Genomic DNA, 17,306 nt, shown 5'->3' on the forward strand with positions numbered 1-17,306 from the left:
AAGGATGGACATGGATGCACAGGCCCAAGACGTACTCGATTTCTGGTTCCTGCCGCTGGATAACCTTGACTACGGCCAGTCGCGCGTGGAATGGTTCCGCAAGGATGAGGCCTTCGACGCGCACATACGCGCGCGTTTTGGCGCGCTGATCGATGCCGCCATCGAGGGCGGCTTGCGCGCGTGGGAGGCCACGCCGCACGGCGCGCTGGCGCGCCTCATCGTGCTCGATCAGTTGACGCGCAATGTGTATCGGGGCACACCGCGCGCCTTTGCCGGCGACGCCCAGGCGCTGGCGCTGGCCGTCGCCTTGACGCAAGCGGGGCAGGACCGGCTGCTGCCACCGATGCTGCGCGCCTTCGCTTACCTGCCGTTCGAACATGCGGAAGACCTGGCCATGCAGGCGCGCGCCGTCGAATTGTTCCAGCTGCTGTCGCAGGCGCAGCCCGGCTTTGACGGCATGCTCGATTATGCGCAGCGGCACCAGGAAGTCATCGCCCGCTATGGCCGCTTCCCGCACCGTAACGCCATTCTCGGCCGGCCTTCCACGCCGGAAGAGGTGGAATTCCTGCGCCAGCCGGGATCGAGTTTTTAGAAAATCATCATGAATGTCACTTTGAATATCATCGGCGCCGGCCACGTGGGACGTGTGCTGGGCAGATTGTTCGCCGGCGTGGAAGGTGTCGCCGTGCAGGATGTGCTGACGCGCTCGATCGCCTCGGCGCAAGCGGCCGTCGATTTCATCGGCGCCGGCACGCCCGTCGCCAGCTATGCGGCGCTGCGCCACGCAGACGTCACCATGCTGGCCGTCTCCGACGACCAGATCGGCCCGGCCTGCGCGGCGCTGGTGGCCGAGGGACGCCAGGCGGGCGCCATCGTGTTTCACTGCAGCGGCGCGCTGGCGTCGAACGTGCTGCTGGCCGCCACGCAGGCCGGTGCGTCGGTGGCCAGCGCCCATCCGATCCGCAGCTTTGCCGACCCGCAGCAGGTGGCCGCCACCTTTGACGGCACGTTTTGCGGCGTCGAAGGCGATCCGCTGGCGCTGGCCTTCCTCACGCCGGCCTTGCATGCCATCGGCGCGCGCCCCGTGCCCATCGACCCGGCCGCCAAGACCCTGTATCACGCCGCTGCCGTGTTTGCCAGCAATTACCTGGTGACCGTGCTCGATGCCGCCCTGCGCGCCTACCAGGCAGCCGGCATTGCCGAGCCGGTGGCGCGCCAGCTGGCCCAGCCTTTGGTGACGGAAGCGGTGGCCAATGTGTTTCGCCTGGGCGCCGCGCCCGCACTGTCCGGCCCCATCGCACGGGGCGACTCGGCCACCGTGCAACGCCAGCAGCAGGCGGTGCAAAGCTGGGATGCCGCCACGGGGGAGTTGTACCGGGCGCTGGTGGCGCCCACGCAAGATCTGGCCAGGCGCAAGCACGGGGGATGAATCAGGCGGCGTGCACGCCGTTGCGTCCCTGCTGTTTCGCCTGGTACAGGGCGCTGTCGGCGCGTGAAAAGAAGGCTGACTCGCTTTCGTCGCGCCGGTATTCGGCCACGCCCAGGCTGATCGTCACCGGTAGCTGCGGCGAAGGCAGACCGAAATCGTGCTGCTCGACGGCGGCGCGCAGGTTTTCCGCCACGTCCATCGCCTGCGCCAGGCTGCAGTTATTCAGCAGCACCAGGTATTCCTCGCCGCCCCAGCGCGTGATGACGTCGCTTTCGCGCACGCTGGCGCGCGCCACGTCCGCCACGCCACGGATGACCTGGTCGCCCCACAGGTGGCCGTGGGTATCGTTGACGCGCTTGAAGAAATCGATGTCGAACAGGATGGCCGACATCGGTTGCGCCGTGCGTTTGGACAAGAGCATGGCGCGCTGGAACAGCAATTCCAGCGATTGGCGGTTCAGCAAGCCCGTCAGCGCATCCGTCGAGGCGATGCGTTCGATGCGGCGCTGGTAGCGGTTCACCGTCAACAGGGTCAGCAGCAATACCAGCAGGGTGACGCCAAAGCTGATGGCCAGATTCAGGATGAACACGCCCTGCAGCGACTTGACTTCGTCGCTGACATTCTGCTCGACCACCAGATACCAGCCCAGCTCGGGAATGAAACGCGAGTTGACGAGGATTTGCGCACGGCCCAGCTGGTACGACAGGTGCGTCGGTGCGCTCTGGTGGTTGATGATCTGCTCGGCAATGCTGCTCACGCCGGGCAAATTGCGGATGTTGCCGCGACCCTCGCGCATGGTCTTGCCCGCCAGTACCAGGGCGCCGGCACCGTCGACAAAGTAGATGTTGCGGTGGAAGCGCGCCTGGTAGCGGTCGATGATGTGGCTCATGGTGTCCAGGGTCAGGCCGATGCCCGTGGCGCCGATGAACTGGCCATCGTAATCATAAACGCGGTGGTTGATGAAGATGGTCATGCTGTCACGGTTGGCCATGTCGACGTCGACATTGGTTTCATAATCGGTGCTGTCCATGGCGCGCACGCGGTAGTACCAGATGTCGCGCGTCGCTTCCGGGCTGACGGATTTCAGCGTGCCTTCAGCATAATAATATTTGCTGCTCTTGTCCGAGACGAGAAAGCTGGTGATGGCGCCGTATTTCTTCTTGACCTCGGCCAGGTAGCGCACGATCTGCGCCGGGTTGCTTTCGCCAGCGAGTATCCAGTCACGCACGAAGGTATCGTGCGCCATCAGCGACGAGATGAAGACGGGGCGCAGCATGTCCTTCTGGATTTCCGAGTAAATGTTGTCGCCCGTCAAAGGCAAGGTCTGGTCGGCGATACCATGCTCGATGGCCTGGCGCGAGGCCAGGTAGCTGGCCAGGCTGGTGGCCATGAAGCCCGCCCCCAGGATCAGGGTCAGGAGGATGAGCAGGCGGTACTTGATCGACAGAAGGCGCATGGAGACGTGGAAGTGGCAGGCGGGAAGGCAATCTTTACGCAAGCCAAAAGTATGCAGCAGGCCGGGTATTGGCGCAATGATAACTGGCTTTATTGATAATTTGCGCTGGTATCCGCGACAAGATAACCACGACTTACCAAATAAAGGTGCCGATTTGTCGACAAAGATGCAAATTAGCAATAAGATTTGACGATGGGAATCAATGCGCACCGCCCCTGTCTTGCCGTCCGTTTCAGGCGCAGGACACCACGCGCAGGGAGTGAGTATGTTATTTTTAAAGAGTACGTCTGTCAGCAAGGCTTCCGGCATTTATGAGGTCGACATCGCCGCCAAACCACCGGGCAAGACCTTTGGCATTTTCCTCGCCACCGATCCCGATCATCCACCGCATGCCTTGCTGGGGCAATTGAAAGTGCTCGGCTACGAGAACATCTATAGTTCCCCCTACCTGCACAAGGATGGGGGCAAGGTGCTGGATTTGCATTTCCAGAAGGATGGCACGGATATCTTCAAGGGCTGGAAAACCGAGGAGTGCACACTCAACCTGGCGGCCATCACGGTCCTGTTCGAGGAGCACGGCATCGCCATCGCGCCAAGGGTTATGTCGATGGCGGAAGCCTACGCTTAAACGCCTGTCAAAACCTGCTGCGCGTCGTGGTTTGCAATCTGCGATGCTCACTGTACCTTCGTACAGTTGCGCTTCTCGACCGCAACTCACTGCCGCTCGCTACGGTTTTGTCTGGCGTTGCAAGTCAGCTCAGCCCGCCTCCACGCCGATGTGATACAGCGCCCACGGGCAGTTGGCGAACCGCTCGGCCAGGGGCAGTGCCGCCACGGCCGCGATGCGGTCGGCATCATGGATCGCCCATAGCGGCCCCAGTCCGCCCAGCGCCATCGCCTGCCCGTCGAGGTGGGTGGCGACCATAAAACGCTGCGCGCGCGCCTGTGCCACGGTCAGCGCCGCCGCATAGCCATCCACGGCGCGCAGCAGCAGGCGCACATCATCGTCCTCCGGGGCGCCCGCCGCCTTCAAGACATCGACCAGCAGCGGCCCGCGCAGGGCATGCGCCTTGCCGTCGTATTCCAGGGTGGGGTGGATGGTGCGCGCCGGCAAGTTCGTCAGCGCCGCAAAGTCGAAAGCCCGCGCCCGTTCAAAACTGATTTTCTGCTTGTGCATCATCTGGTCGCGCACGGCGTCGAACGGACCCCGGTTGGGTTTGGCGATGCTGCCCGTGATGGTCAGCAAGGCCGGACCGCGCAGGCCGGCAGGCGCCGCCCGGGCGATGGCGGGCAGGGCGCTGGCCGCCATGGCGGCGGCGAGAAACTGGCGTTTGTGCATGCACTTCTCCTGTTCGTCTGAACTTCCAATTGTGCTTAAGTCTATCTTAAGTTCGTTCAACGGTGCGCATTTTATGCTTATTGTCAGTTTGGAATGTCTGCTTACATCTTGTCACAGTTCTTACGGAATGGAGAAAGACGTAGCTTTTTTCGGCTGATATTGTGTAGTCATCGCACTTCGCTGAACTGCGAATCCAGGCACAAATCTACGAACATTCACTATTTGAGAGAGAACATGATGAAAAAGAAAATCCTGTTTGCAATGATCGCTTCCGTTACCGCATTCACCGGCATGAGCGCCGCGCACGCTGAAGGCGCCTATGTGGGTGCCGGCGTCACGGGCAACCGCTACAATTTTGATATTCCTGGCGCCACCAGCGCCGATAATCACAGCGGCTACAAGGCAGGCGCCAAGGTCTTCGCCGGTTACGATTTCGATAAAACCTGGGCGGTCGAGGGCGGTTACGCCGATTTCGGCAGCAAGGATTACAGCTATGTCACCAGCGCCGGCAACGGTTCCGTGAAAAGCGATTCGCACGGCTACTACCTGGCCGGCAAGGCCAGCATGCCGGTGAGCGAGAAAGTCGGCGTGTTCGGCAAGCTCGGTGTGGCCAAGGTCAAGAATAGCCTGAGCGGCACGGGTCTGTCGACCGGCATCAGCGGCAACGACAAGACGGGCGTGTACGCTTCCGTCGGCGCCCAGTACGCGCTCAACGAGAAAGTCTCGCTGACGGCGGAAGTGGAACACTTCGGCAAGAGCGCCGACCAGGGCCGCAAGGCCACGGGCCTCGCTTTAGGCGCACGCTACAATTTCTAATGACTTAGAAATGTGCTGAAAAAAAAGGCAGTTACCGCGAGGTAACTGCCTTTTTGCATTGCTGCACCCGATTTATACGGTGAGCGGTTTGTAGCGGATACGTTTTGGTTTCGCGCCTTCGTCACCGAGGCGTTTCTTCTTGTCGGCTTCGTATTCCTGATAGTTGCCGTCAAAGAAGGTGACCTGCGAATCGCCTTCGAATGCGAGGATATGCGTGGCGATACGGTCGAGGAACCAGCGATCATGCGAGATGACCATCACGCTGCCGGCAAACTCCAGCAAGGCGTCTTCCAGCGCGCGCAGGGTTTCCACGTCCAGATCGTTCGACGGTTCATCGAGCAGCAGGACGTTGCCGCCCATCAGCAGGGTTTTTGCCAGGTGCAGACGGCCACGTTCACCGCCGGACAGATTGCCGACGATTTTTTGCTGGTCGCCGCCCTTGAAGTTGAAGCGGCCCAGGTAGGCGCGCGACGGCATTTCGAAGCGGCCGACCGTCAACATGTCGGCGCCGCCGCACACGTCCTGGAAGACGGTCTTGCTGTCCGACAGCGAGTCGCCGCGATTCTGGTCGACGATGGACACGCGCGCCGTCTGGCCGATGGCCACTTCGCCGCTGTCCGGCTGTTCCTTGCCGGTAATCATCTTGAACAGGGTCGACTTACCGGCGCCGTTGGGGCCGATGATGCCGACGATGGCGCCTGGCGGTACGGTAAAACTCAGGTTATCGATCAGCAAACGGTCGCCGAACGCTTTCGACACGTTCTTGAACTCGATGACGTCATTGCCCAGGCGTTCGGCCACGGGAATGAAGATTTCCTGCGTTTCGTTGCGCTTCTGGTATTCGTGCTCGGACAGCTCGTTGAAGCGGGCCAGGCGGGCTTTCGACTTGGCCTGGCGCGCTTTCGGGTTCTGGCGCGACCATTCCAATTCCTTCTGCAGCGCCTTCTGGCGCGCCGATTCCGTCGATTCTTCCTGTTTCAGGCGGGCTTGCTTCTGCTCCAGCCAGGTCGAGTAGTTACCCTTCCATGGAATGCCGCTGCCGCGGTCCAGCTCCAGGATCCACTCGGCCGCGTTGTCGAGGAAGTAGCGGTCATGGGTGATGGCCACCACGGTGCCGGGGAAGCGCAGCAGGAATTGTTCCAGCCAGTCGACCGATTCCGCATCCAGATGGTTGGTCGGCTCGTCGAGCAGCAGCATGTCGGGCTTGGACAGCAACAGCTTGCACAGCGCCACGCGGCGCTTTTCACCGCCGGACAGCACGCCGATGCTGGCATCCCAGGGCGGCAGGCGCAGCGCGTCGGCGGCCATTTCCAGCTGCAAATTCAAATTGCCGCCGTCGGAAGTCGAGATGATCGCTTCCAGGCGTGCCTGCTCCGTGGCCAGGGCGTCGAAATCGGCGTCTTCCTCGGCATACGCGGCGTACACGGCTTCCAGTTTGGCTTGCGCTTCAAATACCTCGCCCAGGCCCGATTCGACTTCCTGGCGCACGGTTTTTTCCGGGTCCAGCTGCGGTTCCTGCGGCAGGTAGCCGATGTTCAGGCCCGGCATCGGCACGGCTTCGCCCTGGATGTCGGTGTCGATGCCGGCCATGATTTTCAGCAGGGTCGATTTGCCGGAGCCGTTCAGGCCCAGCACGCCGATCTTCGCGCCTGGGAAGAAGGAGAGGGAAATATCTTTCAGAATCTGGCGCTTGGGCGGGACGATTTTGCCCACGCGATTCATGGTGTAGACGTAATTTGCCATTAGAAATCTCGGGTGATATACAAAGACGGACAGGATACGGTAAACGCCCGCTTCCGGCCAGCGCTGCGCGCTGCGGAAACGGCCGCCAGGGCAAGACTAGCTGCTGGCGCGCGCCTTGCGGGCCGTCCACAGCCCTTCGGCCGCATACAGGCCCAGCGCCGTCCAGATGACCAGGAAGCCCAGCATGCGTTCGGGCGTGAACGATTCGTGGAAGACCCACACGCCGATCAGCAGCTGGCCCGTGGGGGCGATGTATTGTAATAAGCCCAGCACGGCCAGCGGCAGGCGGCGCGCGCCGGCGGCAAACAGCAGCAGGGGGATGGCCGTGATGGGGCCGGACGCCAGCAGCAGCGCGCGCGTGGCGGACGAGTCAGTATTGACGAAGCCGCTCTGGCCGTGCCAGGCCAGCCACAACATGTAGGCCAGCGCCAGCGGAAACAAAATCAAGGTTTCGAATGACAGGCCTTCCAGCGCACCGAGCGCGGCCGTCTTGCGCAGCAAGCCATAGCCGCCGAAGGTGGCCGCCAGCAGCAGGGCGATCCACGGCACTTGCCCCGCCTGCCAGGTGAGCCAGGCCACGCCGCAGGCGGCCAGGCCGATGGCCAGCCACTGCAGGCGGCGCAAGCGCTCGTGCAGCAGCATAAAGCCCAGCATGACATTGATCAGGGGCGTAATGAAGTAGCCGAGGCTGGCGTCGACTACGTGGCCGTTGTTGACAGCCCAGATATAGATGAACCAGTTGGCGGACAGCAAAAACGCACTGGCGCCGAAGCCGGCCACGACCCTGGGCTGCGCTTTCAGTCTGCCCAGCCAGCTCCACTGGCGGCGCACGGTCAGCACGATGCCTAGAAACAACAGCGACCAGACCATGCGGTGCGCCAGGATTTCCTGTGGTGCGATCTCGCCGATGGCATGGAAATACAGGGGAAACAAGCCCCAGCACAGGAAGGCGAGGGAGGCGTACAACATGCCTGGATTCATGATGAGGTTCGCTGGAGAGTAGACAGTCTGTCATTATGGCTGAAAACATCGGGGGCTGCCCGGCGCCGCTGGCGAGGCGTAGAATGGCAACAAATCAATGGCCGCAAGCCCGCGCAGCAAGGCGGAGCGGTACAAAACCACGACTTTGGGGCAGCTGCGGAACCATGCAAAAATACTCTTGCTATTTGCTAATACCTATCATATTGTGCGATGCAACAAAACAAAAACGGGTGCAATCTTGACGTCGGAACATAAAAAAAGCGGCCTGGTCGGCTTGACACTGGCTGCCGTCGGCATCGTCTATGGCGATATCGGCACCAGTCCGCTATACACCCTCAAAACGGTATTTGACCCGGCCCACGGCCTGTCTGTCACGCATAACAACCTGCTGGGTATCGTTTCGCTGATCTTCTGGGGCCTGACCCTGATCGTTTCGCTGAAATACGTGACCCTGGTGCTGCGTGCCGACAACCGCGGCGAGGGCGGCATCATGGCCTTGATGGCGCTGGTGCTGTCGTCCGTCAGCAAGTCGTCGCGCTGGCATGTGCCTCTGATGGTGATCGGCGTGTTTGGCGCCACCCTGTTCTATGGCGACAGCGTGATCACGCCGGCCATTTCGGTGCTGTCGGCGATCGAAGGTCTGGAAGTGGCCACGCCTGCCTTCAGCCCGTACGTGGTGTGGCTGACGATCGCCGTGCTGGTGGCGCTGTATTCGGTGCAGTCGCACGGTACGGCCGGCATCGGCCGTTTCTTTGCTCCCATCATGCTGATATGGTTTGTCGCGCTCGCCTGCATGGGCGTGCTCAACATCATCAAGTCGCCAGGCATCCTGGCCGCCGTCAATCCGCTGCACGCGGTAGCTTTCCTGCTCGACAATGGCCGCATCGCCTTCCTGTCGCTGGGCGCCGTGGTGCTGGCACTGACGGGCGCCGAGGCGCTGTACGCGGACATGGGCCACTTCGGCAAGAAGCCGATCCGCATGGCCTGGTTCCTGATCGCCTTTCCCGCGCTGGCGCTGAACTACCTGGGCCAAGGCGGCTTGCTGCTGGCGCACCCGGAAGCCATTTCCAATCCGTTCTACCAGCAGCTGGGCGCCTGGAGCGTCTATCCGCTGGTGATTTTGTCGACCATGGCCACCGTGATCGCTTCGCAGGCGACCATCTCCGGCACCTTCTCGATGACCAAGCAAGCCATCGCGCTGGGCTTTTTGCCGCGCATGCGCGTGCGCCACACGTCGGAAAGCGAAATCGGCCAGATTTACATTCCTGCCGTCAACTGGCTGCAGCTGGCCGTCGTGCTGCTGGCCGTCGTCGGTTTTGGCTCGTCGGAAAAGCTGGCCGCCGCTTACGGCATCGCCGTCACCGCCACCATGCTGGCCACCACGATCCTGACCTTCTTCGTCATCCGCTACCGCTGGAAGATGAATTTGCTGCTGTGCTGGGCCGCTACGGGCTTCTTCCTGTTCATCGATGTGAACCTGTTCGCGGCCAGTTCCCTGAAACTGTTCCACGGCGGCTGGTTCCCGCTGTTGCTGGGCGCCGTCCTGTTCATCATCATGCTGACCTGGAAACGGGGCCGCCAGCTGGTGTTCCAGAACCTGGAAAAGCACGCGATCCCGCTCAACGAATTCCTCTCGTCGCTGTTCATCGCGCCGCCGCTGCGCGTGCCCGGCACGGCCATCTTCCTGCGCGGCGAAACGGATGGCGTGCCGCATGCGCTGCTGCATAACCTGTTGCATAACAAGGTGCTGCATGAGCGCGTCATTTTCCTCACCGTCTTCATGCATGAAGAGCCGTGGGTGTTGCCATCCGAGCGCGTGCGCGTGGTGGAGCTGGGCCACCAGTGCTACCAGGTCAATGTGCATTACGGCTTCAAGGATGAACCGGATATTCCGGCGGCGCTGGTGCAATGCGCCGAGCAGGGACTCGATTTCGAGATGATGGAAACGTCGTTCTTCATCGCGCGCCAGACCATCATCTCGACGCCGGGGGCCGGCATGATGCCATGGCGCGAGCACCTGTTCGTCACCATGTCGCGCAATGCGCGCACGGCGGCCGACTACTATCAGATCCCGAGCAACCGGGTGATCGAACTGGGCACGCAGGTGGAAATCTAGATATCGTGGCTATTGTGGCAACGTTGTATCGATGCACCATTTAGCACCGGGCTTACGTCTGCTTACAAATGGACCCGGCGACACCTGTTAAACTCCAGCCCGTACCGGTCCGCACCGTACGGGCCCCAGTCACACACCAATATTTAAAGGGAAACCATGAAATCGGTATTTCAATTGATCGCCACGCTCGCTTGTGCCGTGGCCCTGACCGCCTGCGGCGCCGCCGCCAACACGGATAAGCCCGTCGTGCTCGACCCGAATACGCAAGTGAAAGAACTGGTCATTACCAATCCGGTGGTCGGCACCGGCACGGAGGCGGTAGCGGGCGATACCCTGAAAGTGCTTTACACGGGCTGGCTGTATGACGCAAGCAAGCCTGACAACAAGGGCAAGCAGTTCGATGCGAACCAGACAGGAGCCGGTTTTGACTTCGTTCTGGGCAGCGGCACGGTTATCGTGGGCTGGGACCGCGGCCTGGTCGGCATGAAGGTGGGCGGCACCCGTATCCTGTCCATTCCGTATACCCTGGGTTATGGCGAAAGGGGGGCGTCGTCGATTCCCGCCTACGCGGGCTTGCTGTTTGAAGTCAAGCTGATCGGCGTGGAGAAAAAGAAGTAGGCACGCGCAGGGCAGCCAATACCAAGGGCGATTCCACGGAATCGCCCTTTTTGCTTTGCGGGCCCTGTCTGCGTCAGGCTGGCACCAGTTCCTGGAAGTAATACGTGGCGCCACCCAGATCGGCCGGCGCGTCATATTGCAGCACCTGCGTGCGGCGCAGCGCCACCGGGGCGCTGAAGGCGGGGCCGTCGTAGACGAACGTGTGGAATTCGCCGTTTTCGCCGCAGGCGTCGACACCGGGCGGCAGGTCGGCCAAAAAGGCGGCGTCGAACTCGCGCCCGCAAAATTCACGTGGCAGGTGCTGGCCATTGATGCACACGACGATGGCCTTGAAGCCGGCGGCGAGAAATTCGTCGACCAGCGCGCGCCGCGCTTCGCCCCACAGGGGCAGATGGGCCGTCAGGCCGGCCGCGGCGCAGACTTTTTCTTCCCAGTCGCGGTGCGGCTGCAGGTCGATGTCGCCAAACAGGGCGTGCGCTATGCCCTCGTCTTTCGCTGCGCGCAACATGGCGATGAATTGTTCCTCGTAGCTGGCCCAGCTGGCGTGATAGCGCTGCAGGCGCGCCCCCAGGCTGGCCGCCTGCGCTTCGAGCAGCTCGGGCGGCACGCCGTGCGAACGCGATTTGCGGCCATCTTCATCCATGGCCGTGATCAGCAGCGGCACGCGCATGCCGGCGTTGCGCGCGCGCCACAGGGCCAGGCAGGAATCCTTGCCGCCGCTCCAGGAAATGAGGGCCGTCGTCATGCTGCCGCCTGCGCCGCGCGCAGCATGTCGACGTGCTGTATGCCGTCTTCGTCGTAGGGCGCGCTGACGGTGACAAAGCCGAATGACTGGTAGAAGCGCTCCAGGTAGTGCTGCGCACCGATGCGAATGGCGTGGCCAGGGTGCTGGCGTTCGGCGCGCTCGATGCCCTCAAGCAGCAACTGCTTGCCGGCGCCCGTGCTGCGCGCTTCGGGCGCCGTCAGCACGCGGCCCAGCGACATTTCCACGTATTTGGCGCCCGGCGCCAGCACGCGCAGGTAGGCGGCCAGCCGGCGCTGGCCATCGACCGTTTGCCAGCCCAGCAAGTGCATGGCTTGCTGGTCATGGCCATCGAGGTCCGGGTAAATGCACTGCTGTTCGATGACGAACACGCGCTGGCGCAAGGCCAGCACCTGGTACAAAGCGTGGGGGCCGAGTTCGTCGAACGTGTTCCATTGCCAGGCGATCATGCGTACTCCGAAAAAATCAGGAAAAGAGCGCCATTCTAAAGGCACACGTGAAAAAAAACCGCGCTGCCTTCATGGCAGTGCGGTTTTGATAGCGACGCGCAGCAGTTATGCCAGGTGCGCTCAGACGATCGTCAGGGTGACGTCGATGTTGCCGCGCGTGGCGTTCGAGTAAGGGCACACGATGTGGGCGGCGGCGACCAGCGCTTCGGCGGCGGCGCGCTCCATGCCCGGCAGCGAAATTTTCAGTTCCACTTCGATGCCGAAGCCCGTGTCGATGGCGCCGATGCCGACGTTGCCTTCGATGGACAGGTCTGCCGGCAAGGCGATCTTGTCGCGGCCACCGACGAATTTCATGGCGCCGATGAAGCAGGCCGAGTAGCCGGCGGCGAACAGTTGTTCCGGATTGGTGCCCACGGCACCATTGCCGCCCAGTTCTTTCGGCGTGGTCAGCTTGACGTCCAGCACATTGTCGGACGACACGGCACGGCCTTCGCGGCCTCCGGTGGCGGTGGCTTGTGCGCGGTACAGGACTTGTTTGATCGACATGGTGGTTTCCTTGAGTAAATTAAATAGTTAACGACTAAATAGTGTGCTACTTGTTTCATGGGCTAGCGCCCCAGGATGCCCGTCTGCAGAAGCGATTGCCGGCGTCCATGTGTTCAATATATATCGCGCGCTATTTAATTGCAAGCGATTTTATTTTCGGGCGACGTACATTGGTACTTTATTTTGATGCCTTTGTCGCCAGTATTGCCCTTCCATCGCATAATGGCCACCGTCGCCGGGGGCGATGGTTATGCTGGGCCCACTTCACACCCCAAGGAAAAAATCATGACTAGCCTCTTCTTTATCCTGCGCATCACCCTGGCCACGATGCTCACCTACATCATCGCCACGGCTATCCTGGTGGAGAATTTCCTGCGCTATATCTTCGGGCATACGGAAGGCTTTTTTGTCAGCGTCGGCGCGCTGCTGGCCGGCGCCGTCATCACGAATGCGTTTTCGCATGTGCGCCGCGTGCGCCTGATCGCCGGCGCCGTCAACCCCGGTACCCTGTCGAGCCGCCAGCGCCGCCAGATCGAGATCCCGTTCGAGGCGGGCGAGGCGTTCGACATGATCGACGCGGCCATCCGCGAATTGCCAGGCAGCGAAGTGGTCGAAAGCGCGCGCGACAGCCTGCAGGTGCAGGCTAGAGTGCGCCGCGCGGCGCCGTACACGCACACGGGCTTGCCCCGCATGCGCCTGCTGGGCTTCCTCGAGCCGCGGCCGAACCAGATCCTCGCCACCGTCACGCCGAATGGCGAGGCGGGCAGCGTGACCCTGATCTGCGAGCCGGCGCGCAATGCCTGGACCGACTGGTTCCTCGTCGACCATGGCAGCAACCTGGAAAACGCGGAAGCGGTGACGCGCGCGATCACGCGCCGGGTGGCGCAGCGGCGCCGCGGCGAGCAGGCCGAAGCGCGCCAGACGGTGACGGAAAAGGAACTCACTGTGGCCAAGCTGAGCCTGCTGCATGCGCAGGTCGAGCCGCACTTCCTGTACAACACGCTGGCCAGCGCGCAGCTGCTCACGCGCAGCGACCCCGTGCGCGCCGATGAAATGCTGGGCAACCTGATTCTGTATTTGCGCCATTCGCTGCCGCGCACGGAGCAAGCCATGTCGACCCTGGGCACGGAGCTGGAACGGGCGCGCGCCTACCTCGACATCCTGAAAATCCGTATGGGCGCACGCCTGAACCTGCAGATTGAGGTACCGCAATACCTGCGCCAGGTGGAACTGCCGCCGATGATGCTGCAAACCCTGGTGGAAAACGCCATCAAGCATGGCCTGGAGCCGAAGAGCGGCGGCGGCACCGTCTGGATCATGGCGCGCAGCGGCAATGGTACGGTGATCGTCACGGTGGCCGACGACGGCAAGGGTTTCAGCGACGACGGCGCCGGCACGGGCATTGGTTTACGCAATGTGCGCGAACGCCTGCGCCTGACCTACGGCAATGCCGCCGCGTTTGCCATTGTCGCCAATTTCCCCGATGGCGTGACGGCCACCATCACGGTGCCGGACAGCACGGCGCAGGGAGTGTCGTATGCATCAGCCTGAGATGAGCTGCGTCATCGCCGAAGATGAAACCCTGCTGCGCGATGCGCTGGTGGCCCTGCTGGCCGAAGAGTGGCCGGCACTGCGTATCGTCGCCGCCTGCGACGACGGCGGCACGGCGCTCGACGCCATCGCCACCCTGCGACCCGACGTCGCCTTCCTCGATATTCGCATGCCGGGGTTGACGGGGCTGGAAGTGGCCGCTGGCGCGCTCGACGCGAGTCCCGCCACCCAGGTGGTGTTCGTCACCGCCTACGACCAGTACGCGATCGATGCCTTCGACAAGGGCGCCGTCGATTACTTATTGAAACCCATCGCCCGCGAGCGCCTGCAAGCGACCTTGCAGCGCCTGCAGGCGCGGGCCGGCAAGGGAACGGTGGGCGACGGCGCGCTGGCTGGCTTGCTGCAGCAATTGAGCAGCGCCTTGCCGGCGGCGGCCAAGTCGCCGCCGCTGGTGTGGCTGACGGCCAGCAGCGGCAAGGATACGCGCCTGATCATGGTGGAAGACATCGCCTATTTTCAGTCCGATACCAAGTACACGGCCGTCATGACGGCGGACGGCGAGGCGCTGCTGCGCAAGCCGATCCGCGAACTGCTCGACGTGCTCGATCCGGCCATTTTCAAGCAGATCCACCGCTCCACCATCGTCAACATGAAGATGGTGGCGTCGGTCACGCGCGACGAAGTGGGACGCGGTGTGTTGCGCCTGAAAACGCGGCCGGAAACCCTGGCCGTGAGCCAGCCGTTCATGGCGCTGTTCCGGAATATGTAGGTCGGCTTAGCGGGGCCGCCGAGGCCCGCCAGGGCGTAAGCCGACAGCACCACCGCCTCATTCCGCCGTCTCGAAACCTTCGAGCACGTTCACCACATTGATGCCCAGTTCCTTCACCGCATAGCCTCCTTCGAGAATGAAGGCGGTGGGCAGGTTCAGATGCGCCAGGCGTTCGCCCACGCGCAGGTAGTCGCCGCTTTGCAGGGCGAAGTGCGACAGCGGGTCGCCGACGAAGGTGTCGACGCCGAGCGACACCACCAGCGCGTCGGGCGCGTACATCTTGATGCGCAGGCAAGCCGTTTCCAGCGCGGCGAACCAGCTGGCCGTGGTGCTGCCGGCCGGTAGCGGCAGGTTGACGTTGTAGCCGAGCCCGGCGCCGCTGCCCGTCTCATCGGCGTGGCCCAGGTAAAACGGGTATTCGCTGCGCGGGTCGGCGTGGATCGAGGCGAACAGCACGTCGTTGCGCGCATAAAAGATGCTTTGGGTGCCGTTGCCGTGGTGGTAGTCGATATCGAGGATGGCGACCTTGCTGGCGCCGTCGTCGAGCAGGTGCTGCGCGGCCAGGGCCGCGTTGTTCAGAAAACAGTAGCCGCCAAAGAAATCGCTGCCCGCATGGTGGCCCGGCGGGCGCGTCAGGGCGAACGTGGCGCGCTCGCCCAGGCGCAGCGCGTGCGCCGCGTTGACGGCGCAGTCGGCGCCCGTCTTGGCGGCCGTCCACGTACCGGCCGTCAGCGGCGTGCCATTGTCCATTGAATACAGGCCCAGCTTGGCCGTGAAGTCGTCCGGTTCGATATCGCTGCGCAAGGTGCGCACGGGCCACACCGATGGCAAGGCATCCTTGTTGGCATTGTCCGGGTCGAGCGCCAGCCAGTCGTGCCAGGCGTGGCGCAGGAAGTGCAGGTAACGGGGCGTGTGGATGCGCTCCAGCGACGTCAGCGGTACACCGTGCGGCGTGACGATGCGGCCCAGGTTGCGCCGCCCCAGTTCGGCCACCACCATGTCGGCCCGTTCGGGCGTCTCGAAGCAGGGCACCAGGGTGCCGCGAAACATTTCGAAGCGGCCCCGGTGCTGGCTGTGCAATTCATTGTAGAAGGTCAGCATCGGGGCGTTTTGTGCAAGGTCAGGTGTGCGAGCACAGGGTGCTGGCGCGGTAGGCGGCGACGAAATCGTCGAAGCTGCCGGCGGGCGCCGCTTCCATGGCGCGCTGCTCGGCCAGCGAGCTGGCGGCCATCGCGTCGAAATACGCGCTTTGTTCCTTGCTTGCTGGCTGCGCGCGGAAGTAGGCGGCGTGGCGCTCGCTCTGGCGCAGGCCGAAGGCGGCAAACGAGCCGCCGTTGGCGCGCAGCTCGGCCAATACCTTGGCCGATGGCGTCGTGTCCGGGTCGGCCAGCTTGGCTGCCTGCGCCGCCAGGCTGTCTGCGTGCGCCGTGCCACCGTGGCGCGCGTCGAGCAAGGCCGCCACGGGCGCGATACGCGCCAGCAATTGTTCGCCCCACGCCTGCAAGCTGATTTCCTCGCCATCGCGGTGCAGGGTCAGGCCCGGCGTGCGGCCTTCCTTGACGGTGCGGGCAAAATTGTGCGTGTAGCAGGCGCTTTGCTCGGCCGAGATGGGAGCGCTGTCGTCGAGCGCGCAGAACAGCAAAAACGCGTCGAGGAAGCGCCCCGTTTCCAGGCTGATGCCGACCGGTTCGAACGGGTCGACATCCATGCAGCGCACTTCGATGTATTGCACGCCGCGCAGGCACAGGGCCTGGATGGGGCGCTCGCCCGTGCGGATCACGCGCTTCGGGCGGATGGTCGAATAGTATTCATTTTCGATCTGCAGCACGTTGGTGGACAATTGAATCCACTCGCCATCCTTCTTCGTGCCCAGCGCCGCGTACGGCGGATACGGATCGTTGACGGCATGCGTGAGGGCGCTGACGTAGTCTTCCAGGCTGTTTTCGTGCGGGCGCAGGCCCGACTGGGCATCGTTCTGGTAGCCGAGGTCGCTCATGCGCAGGCTGGTGGCGTACGGCAGGAACAGGGTGTCGTCGGACAAGGTGTCGAGCTTGTGCGCGCGGCCGCGCAGGAAGCCGGCCGACAGCGCCGGCGAAGCGCCGAACAGGTACATCAGCAGCCAGCTGTAGCGGCGGAAATTGCGGATCGTCGCCAGATAGCTTTCCGACTGCACGTCTTTCGGCGAGGCAGCTGCCTGCGTCGGGCTGGCGCTGGTGTCCGGGTTGCTGGCGAGCACTTGCCACAGCTGTTCGTCGAGCGAATAGTTGTAATGGATGCCGGCGATGCATTGCATGGCCTTGCCGTAGCGTAAGGCCAGGCCGCGCCGGTAGACGTGCTTGAGCATGCCCATGTTCGAGCTGCCGTAGTTGGCGATCTCGATGTCCGCTTCGGGCGGCAACTGGCAGGGCATCGACTGGCTCCACAGCAACTCGTCACCGAGGCGGCTGTAGGCGTGGCGGTGCACGGTATCGAGCTTGTCGAGCGTGACGGCGATATCGCTTTCAGCCGGGGTGATGAATTCGAGCAGCGCTTCGGCGTAGTCGGTGGTGATTTCAGGGTGCGTCAGTGCCGAGCCCAGGGCGGCGGGGTGGGGCGTGGAAGCCAGATGGCCGGCAGGGTCGACGCGCAGGGTTTCACGCTCGATGCCGCGCAAGCCGCCCAGCAGCGCGCGGTTGGCATCTTCGGTCAGCAATGCCAGGCGGCGAGTCAACAGGTTGGGCAATTTGAGCT

Annotated in this window: 17 protein-coding genes; 8 read left to right on the forward strand and 9 right to left on the reverse strand. The window is 62.9% G+C overall.

Annotated features, from left to right (window positions below; translation table 11 throughout):
* The first annotated feature begins 4 nt into the window (after window positions 1-4).
* Both FJQ89_RS19030 and FJQ89_RS19035 read left to right on the forward strand, forming a co-directional pair.
* Window positions 5-592: a DUF924 family protein gene (locus FJQ89_RS19030; RefSeq protein WP_141171306.1), complete on the forward strand. Its 588-nt coding sequence runs from the start codon at window positions 5-7 to the stop codon at window positions 590-592.
* 9 nt (window positions 593-601) lie between these two features.
* Entirely contained in the window at window positions 602-1,429 is an 828-nt protein-coding gene (locus FJQ89_RS19035) for a Rossmann-like and DUF2520 domain-containing protein (RefSeq protein ID WP_141171307.1), read from the forward strand.
* Window position 1,430: 1 nt separating this feature from the next.
* On the opposite strand, the gene FJQ89_RS19040 is transcribed toward FJQ89_RS19035, so the two are convergent.
* Window positions 1,431-2,885, reverse strand: coding sequence for a sensor domain-containing diguanylate cyclase (locus FJQ89_RS19040; protein ID WP_141171308.1), 1,455 nt, complete (start codon window positions 2,883-2,885; stop codon window positions 1,431-1,433).
* 265 nt (window positions 2,886-3,150) lie between these two features.
* Between FJQ89_RS19040 and FJQ89_RS19045 the strand changes: the two genes are divergently transcribed.
* Complete coding sequence (locus FJQ89_RS19045) at window positions 3,151-3,513, forward strand: hypothetical protein (protein ID WP_141171309.1); 363 nt, start codon at window positions 3,151-3,153, stop codon at window positions 3,511-3,513.
* Window positions 3,514-3,642: 129 nt separating this feature from the next.
* Here FJQ89_RS19045 and FJQ89_RS19050 read toward each other — a convergent pair whose 3' ends face one another.
* Complete coding sequence (locus FJQ89_RS19050) at window positions 3,643-4,224, reverse strand: molybdopterin-dependent oxidoreductase (protein WP_141171310.1); 582 nt, start codon at window positions 4,222-4,224, stop codon at window positions 3,643-3,645.
* A gap of 234 nt (window positions 4,225-4,458) precedes the next feature.
* Between FJQ89_RS19050 and FJQ89_RS19055 the strand changes: the two genes are divergently transcribed.
* Window positions 4,459-5,040 carry a porin family protein gene (locus tag FJQ89_RS19055; RefSeq protein WP_141171311.1) on the forward strand — a complete coding sequence of 194 codons (582 nt, stop codon included), beginning with the start codon at window positions 4,459-4,461 and terminating at the stop codon, window positions 5,038-5,040.
* A gap of 72 nt (window positions 5,041-5,112) precedes the next feature.
* Here the strand turns inward: FJQ89_RS19055 and ettA are convergent, their stop codons facing one another.
* Window positions 5,113-6,783 (reverse strand): energy-dependent translational throttle protein EttA, encoded by a 1,671-nt coding sequence (gene ettA / locus FJQ89_RS19060; protein ID WP_071079949.1) that lies wholly within the window; start codon window positions 6,781-6,783, stop codon window positions 5,113-5,115.
* A 96-nt stretch (window positions 6,784-6,879) separates the two neighbouring features.
* A complete protein-coding gene (rarD, locus tag FJQ89_RS19065) occupies window positions 6,880-7,764 on the reverse strand; it encodes an EamA family transporter RarD (RefSeq protein ID WP_141171312.1) in 885 nt (294 codons plus the stop codon).
* Window positions 7,765-8,002: 238 nt separating this feature from the next.
* Here rarD and FJQ89_RS19070 point away from each other — a divergent pair, with 238 nt between their 5' ends.
* Entirely contained in the window at window positions 8,003-9,880 is a 1,878-nt protein-coding gene (locus tag FJQ89_RS19070; RefSeq protein WP_141171313.1) for a potassium transporter Kup, read from the forward strand.
* 156 nt (window positions 9,881-10,036) lie between these two features.
* Window positions 10,037-10,498 carry an FKBP-type peptidyl-prolyl cis-trans isomerase gene (locus FJQ89_RS19075; protein WP_141171314.1) on the forward strand — a complete coding sequence of 154 codons (462 nt, stop codon included), beginning with the start codon at window positions 10,037-10,039 and terminating at the stop codon, window positions 10,496-10,498.
* Between the two features lie 73 nt (window positions 10,499-10,571).
* Here the strand turns inward: FJQ89_RS19075 and FJQ89_RS19080 are convergent, their stop codons facing one another.
* From FJQ89_RS19080 to FJQ89_RS19090, 3 genes are all read right to left on the reverse strand, one after another.
* Window positions 10,572-11,243, reverse strand: a complete 672-nt coding sequence (locus FJQ89_RS19080; RefSeq protein ID WP_141171315.1) for a Dph6-related ATP pyrophosphatase — start codon at window positions 11,241-11,243, stop codon at window positions 10,572-10,574.
* Entirely contained in the window at window positions 11,240-11,710 is a 471-nt protein-coding gene (locus tag FJQ89_RS19085) for a GNAT family N-acetyltransferase (protein ID WP_141171316.1), read from the reverse strand. Before FJQ89_RS19085 ends, FJQ89_RS19080 begins: the two co-directional genes overlap by 4 nt.
* 120 nt (window positions 11,711-11,830) lie before the next feature.
* Window positions 11,831-12,256: an organic hydroperoxide resistance protein gene (locus FJQ89_RS19090; RefSeq protein WP_035823589.1), complete on the reverse strand. Its 426-nt coding sequence runs from the start codon at window positions 12,254-12,256 to the stop codon at window positions 11,831-11,833.
* Between the two features lie 285 nt (window positions 12,257-12,541).
* On the opposite strand from FJQ89_RS19090, the gene FJQ89_RS19095 reads away from it, so the two are divergent.
* Together FJQ89_RS19095 and FJQ89_RS19100 are read left to right on the forward strand one after the other, a co-directional pair.
* Window positions 12,542-13,807, forward strand: a complete 1,266-nt coding sequence (locus FJQ89_RS19095) for a histidine kinase (protein ID WP_141171317.1) — start codon at window positions 12,542-12,544, stop codon at window positions 13,805-13,807.
* Window positions 13,794-14,576 carry a LytR/AlgR family response regulator transcription factor gene (locus FJQ89_RS19100; RefSeq protein ID WP_141171318.1) on the forward strand — a complete coding sequence of 261 codons (783 nt, stop codon included), beginning with the start codon at window positions 13,794-13,796 and terminating at the stop codon, window positions 14,574-14,576. The genes FJQ89_RS19095 and FJQ89_RS19100 overlap by 14 nt, the downstream gene beginning before the upstream one ends.
* 57 nt (window positions 14,577-14,633) lie before the next feature.
* Here FJQ89_RS19100 and FJQ89_RS19105 read toward each other — a convergent pair whose 3' ends face one another.
* Window positions 14,634-15,677: a histone deacetylase family protein gene (locus tag FJQ89_RS19105; RefSeq protein ID WP_141171319.1), complete on the reverse strand. Its 1,044-nt coding sequence runs from the start codon at window positions 15,675-15,677 to the stop codon at window positions 14,634-14,636.
* A gap of 19 nt (window positions 15,678-15,696) precedes the next feature.
* The gene (gshA, locus tag FJQ89_RS19110) at window positions 15,697-17,298 is read right to left on the reverse strand and encodes a glutamate--cysteine ligase (protein ID WP_141171320.1); all 1,602 of its coding nucleotides are present in this window, start codon (window positions 17,296-17,298) and stop codon (window positions 15,697-15,699) included.
* Window positions 17,299-17,306 lie beyond the last annotated feature (8 nt).

The sequence above is a fragment of the Janthinobacterium tructae genome (genome assembly GCF_006517255.1).
Lineage (GTDB): Bacteria > Pseudomonadota > Gammaproteobacteria > Burkholderiales > Burkholderiaceae_D > Janthinobacterium > Janthinobacterium tructae.

Coding starts and splice junctions, on each gene's coding strand:
- FJQ89_RS19030 (WP_141171306.1), top strand. CDS start 5: ATGGACATGGATGCACAGGCCCAAGACGTACTCGATTTCTGGTTCCTG.
- FJQ89_RS19035 (WP_141171307.1), top strand. CDS start 602: ATGAATGTCACTTTGAATATCATCGGCGCCGGCCACGTGGGACGTGTG.
- FJQ89_RS19040 (WP_141171308.1), bottom strand. CDS start 2,885: ATGCGCCTTCTGTCGATCAAGTACCGCCTGCTCATCCTCCTGACCCTG.
- FJQ89_RS19045 (WP_141171309.1), top strand. CDS start 3,151: ATGTTATTTTTAAAGAGTACGTCTGTCAGCAAGGCTTCCGGCATTTAT.
- FJQ89_RS19050 (WP_141171310.1), bottom strand. CDS start 4,224: ATGCACAAACGCCAGTTTCTCGCCGCCGCCATGGCGGCCAGCGCCCTG.
- FJQ89_RS19055 (WP_141171311.1), top strand. CDS start 4,459: ATGATGAAAAAGAAAATCCTGTTTGCAATGATCGCTTCCGTTACCGCA.
- ettA (WP_071079949.1), bottom strand. CDS start 6,783: ATGGCAAATTACGTCTACACCATGAATCGCGTGGGCAAAATCGTCCCG.
- rarD (WP_141171312.1), bottom strand. CDS start 7,764: ATGAATCCAGGCATGTTGTACGCCTCCCTCGCCTTCCTGTGCTGGGGC.
- FJQ89_RS19075 (WP_141171314.1), top strand. CDS start 10,037: ATGAAATCGGTATTTCAATTGATCGCCACGCTCGCTTGTGCCGTGGCC.
- FJQ89_RS19080 (WP_141171315.1), bottom strand. CDS start 11,243: ATGACGACGGCCCTCATTTCCTGGAGCGGCGGCAAGGATTCCTGCCTG.
- FJQ89_RS19085 (WP_141171316.1), bottom strand. CDS start 11,710: ATGATCGCCTGGCAATGGAACACGTTCGACGAACTCGGCCCCCACGCT.
- FJQ89_RS19090 (WP_035823589.1), bottom strand. CDS start 12,256: ATGTCGATCAAACAAGTCCTGTACCGCGCACAAGCCACCGCCACCGGA.
- FJQ89_RS19095 (WP_141171317.1), top strand. CDS start 12,542: ATGACTAGCCTCTTCTTTATCCTGCGCATCACCCTGGCCACGATGCTC.
- FJQ89_RS19100 (WP_141171318.1), top strand. CDS start 13,794: ATGCATCAGCCTGAGATGAGCTGCGTCATCGCCGAAGATGAAACCCTG.
- FJQ89_RS19105 (WP_141171319.1), bottom strand. CDS start 15,677: ATGCTGACCTTCTACAATGAATTGCACAGCCAGCACCGGGGCCGCTTC.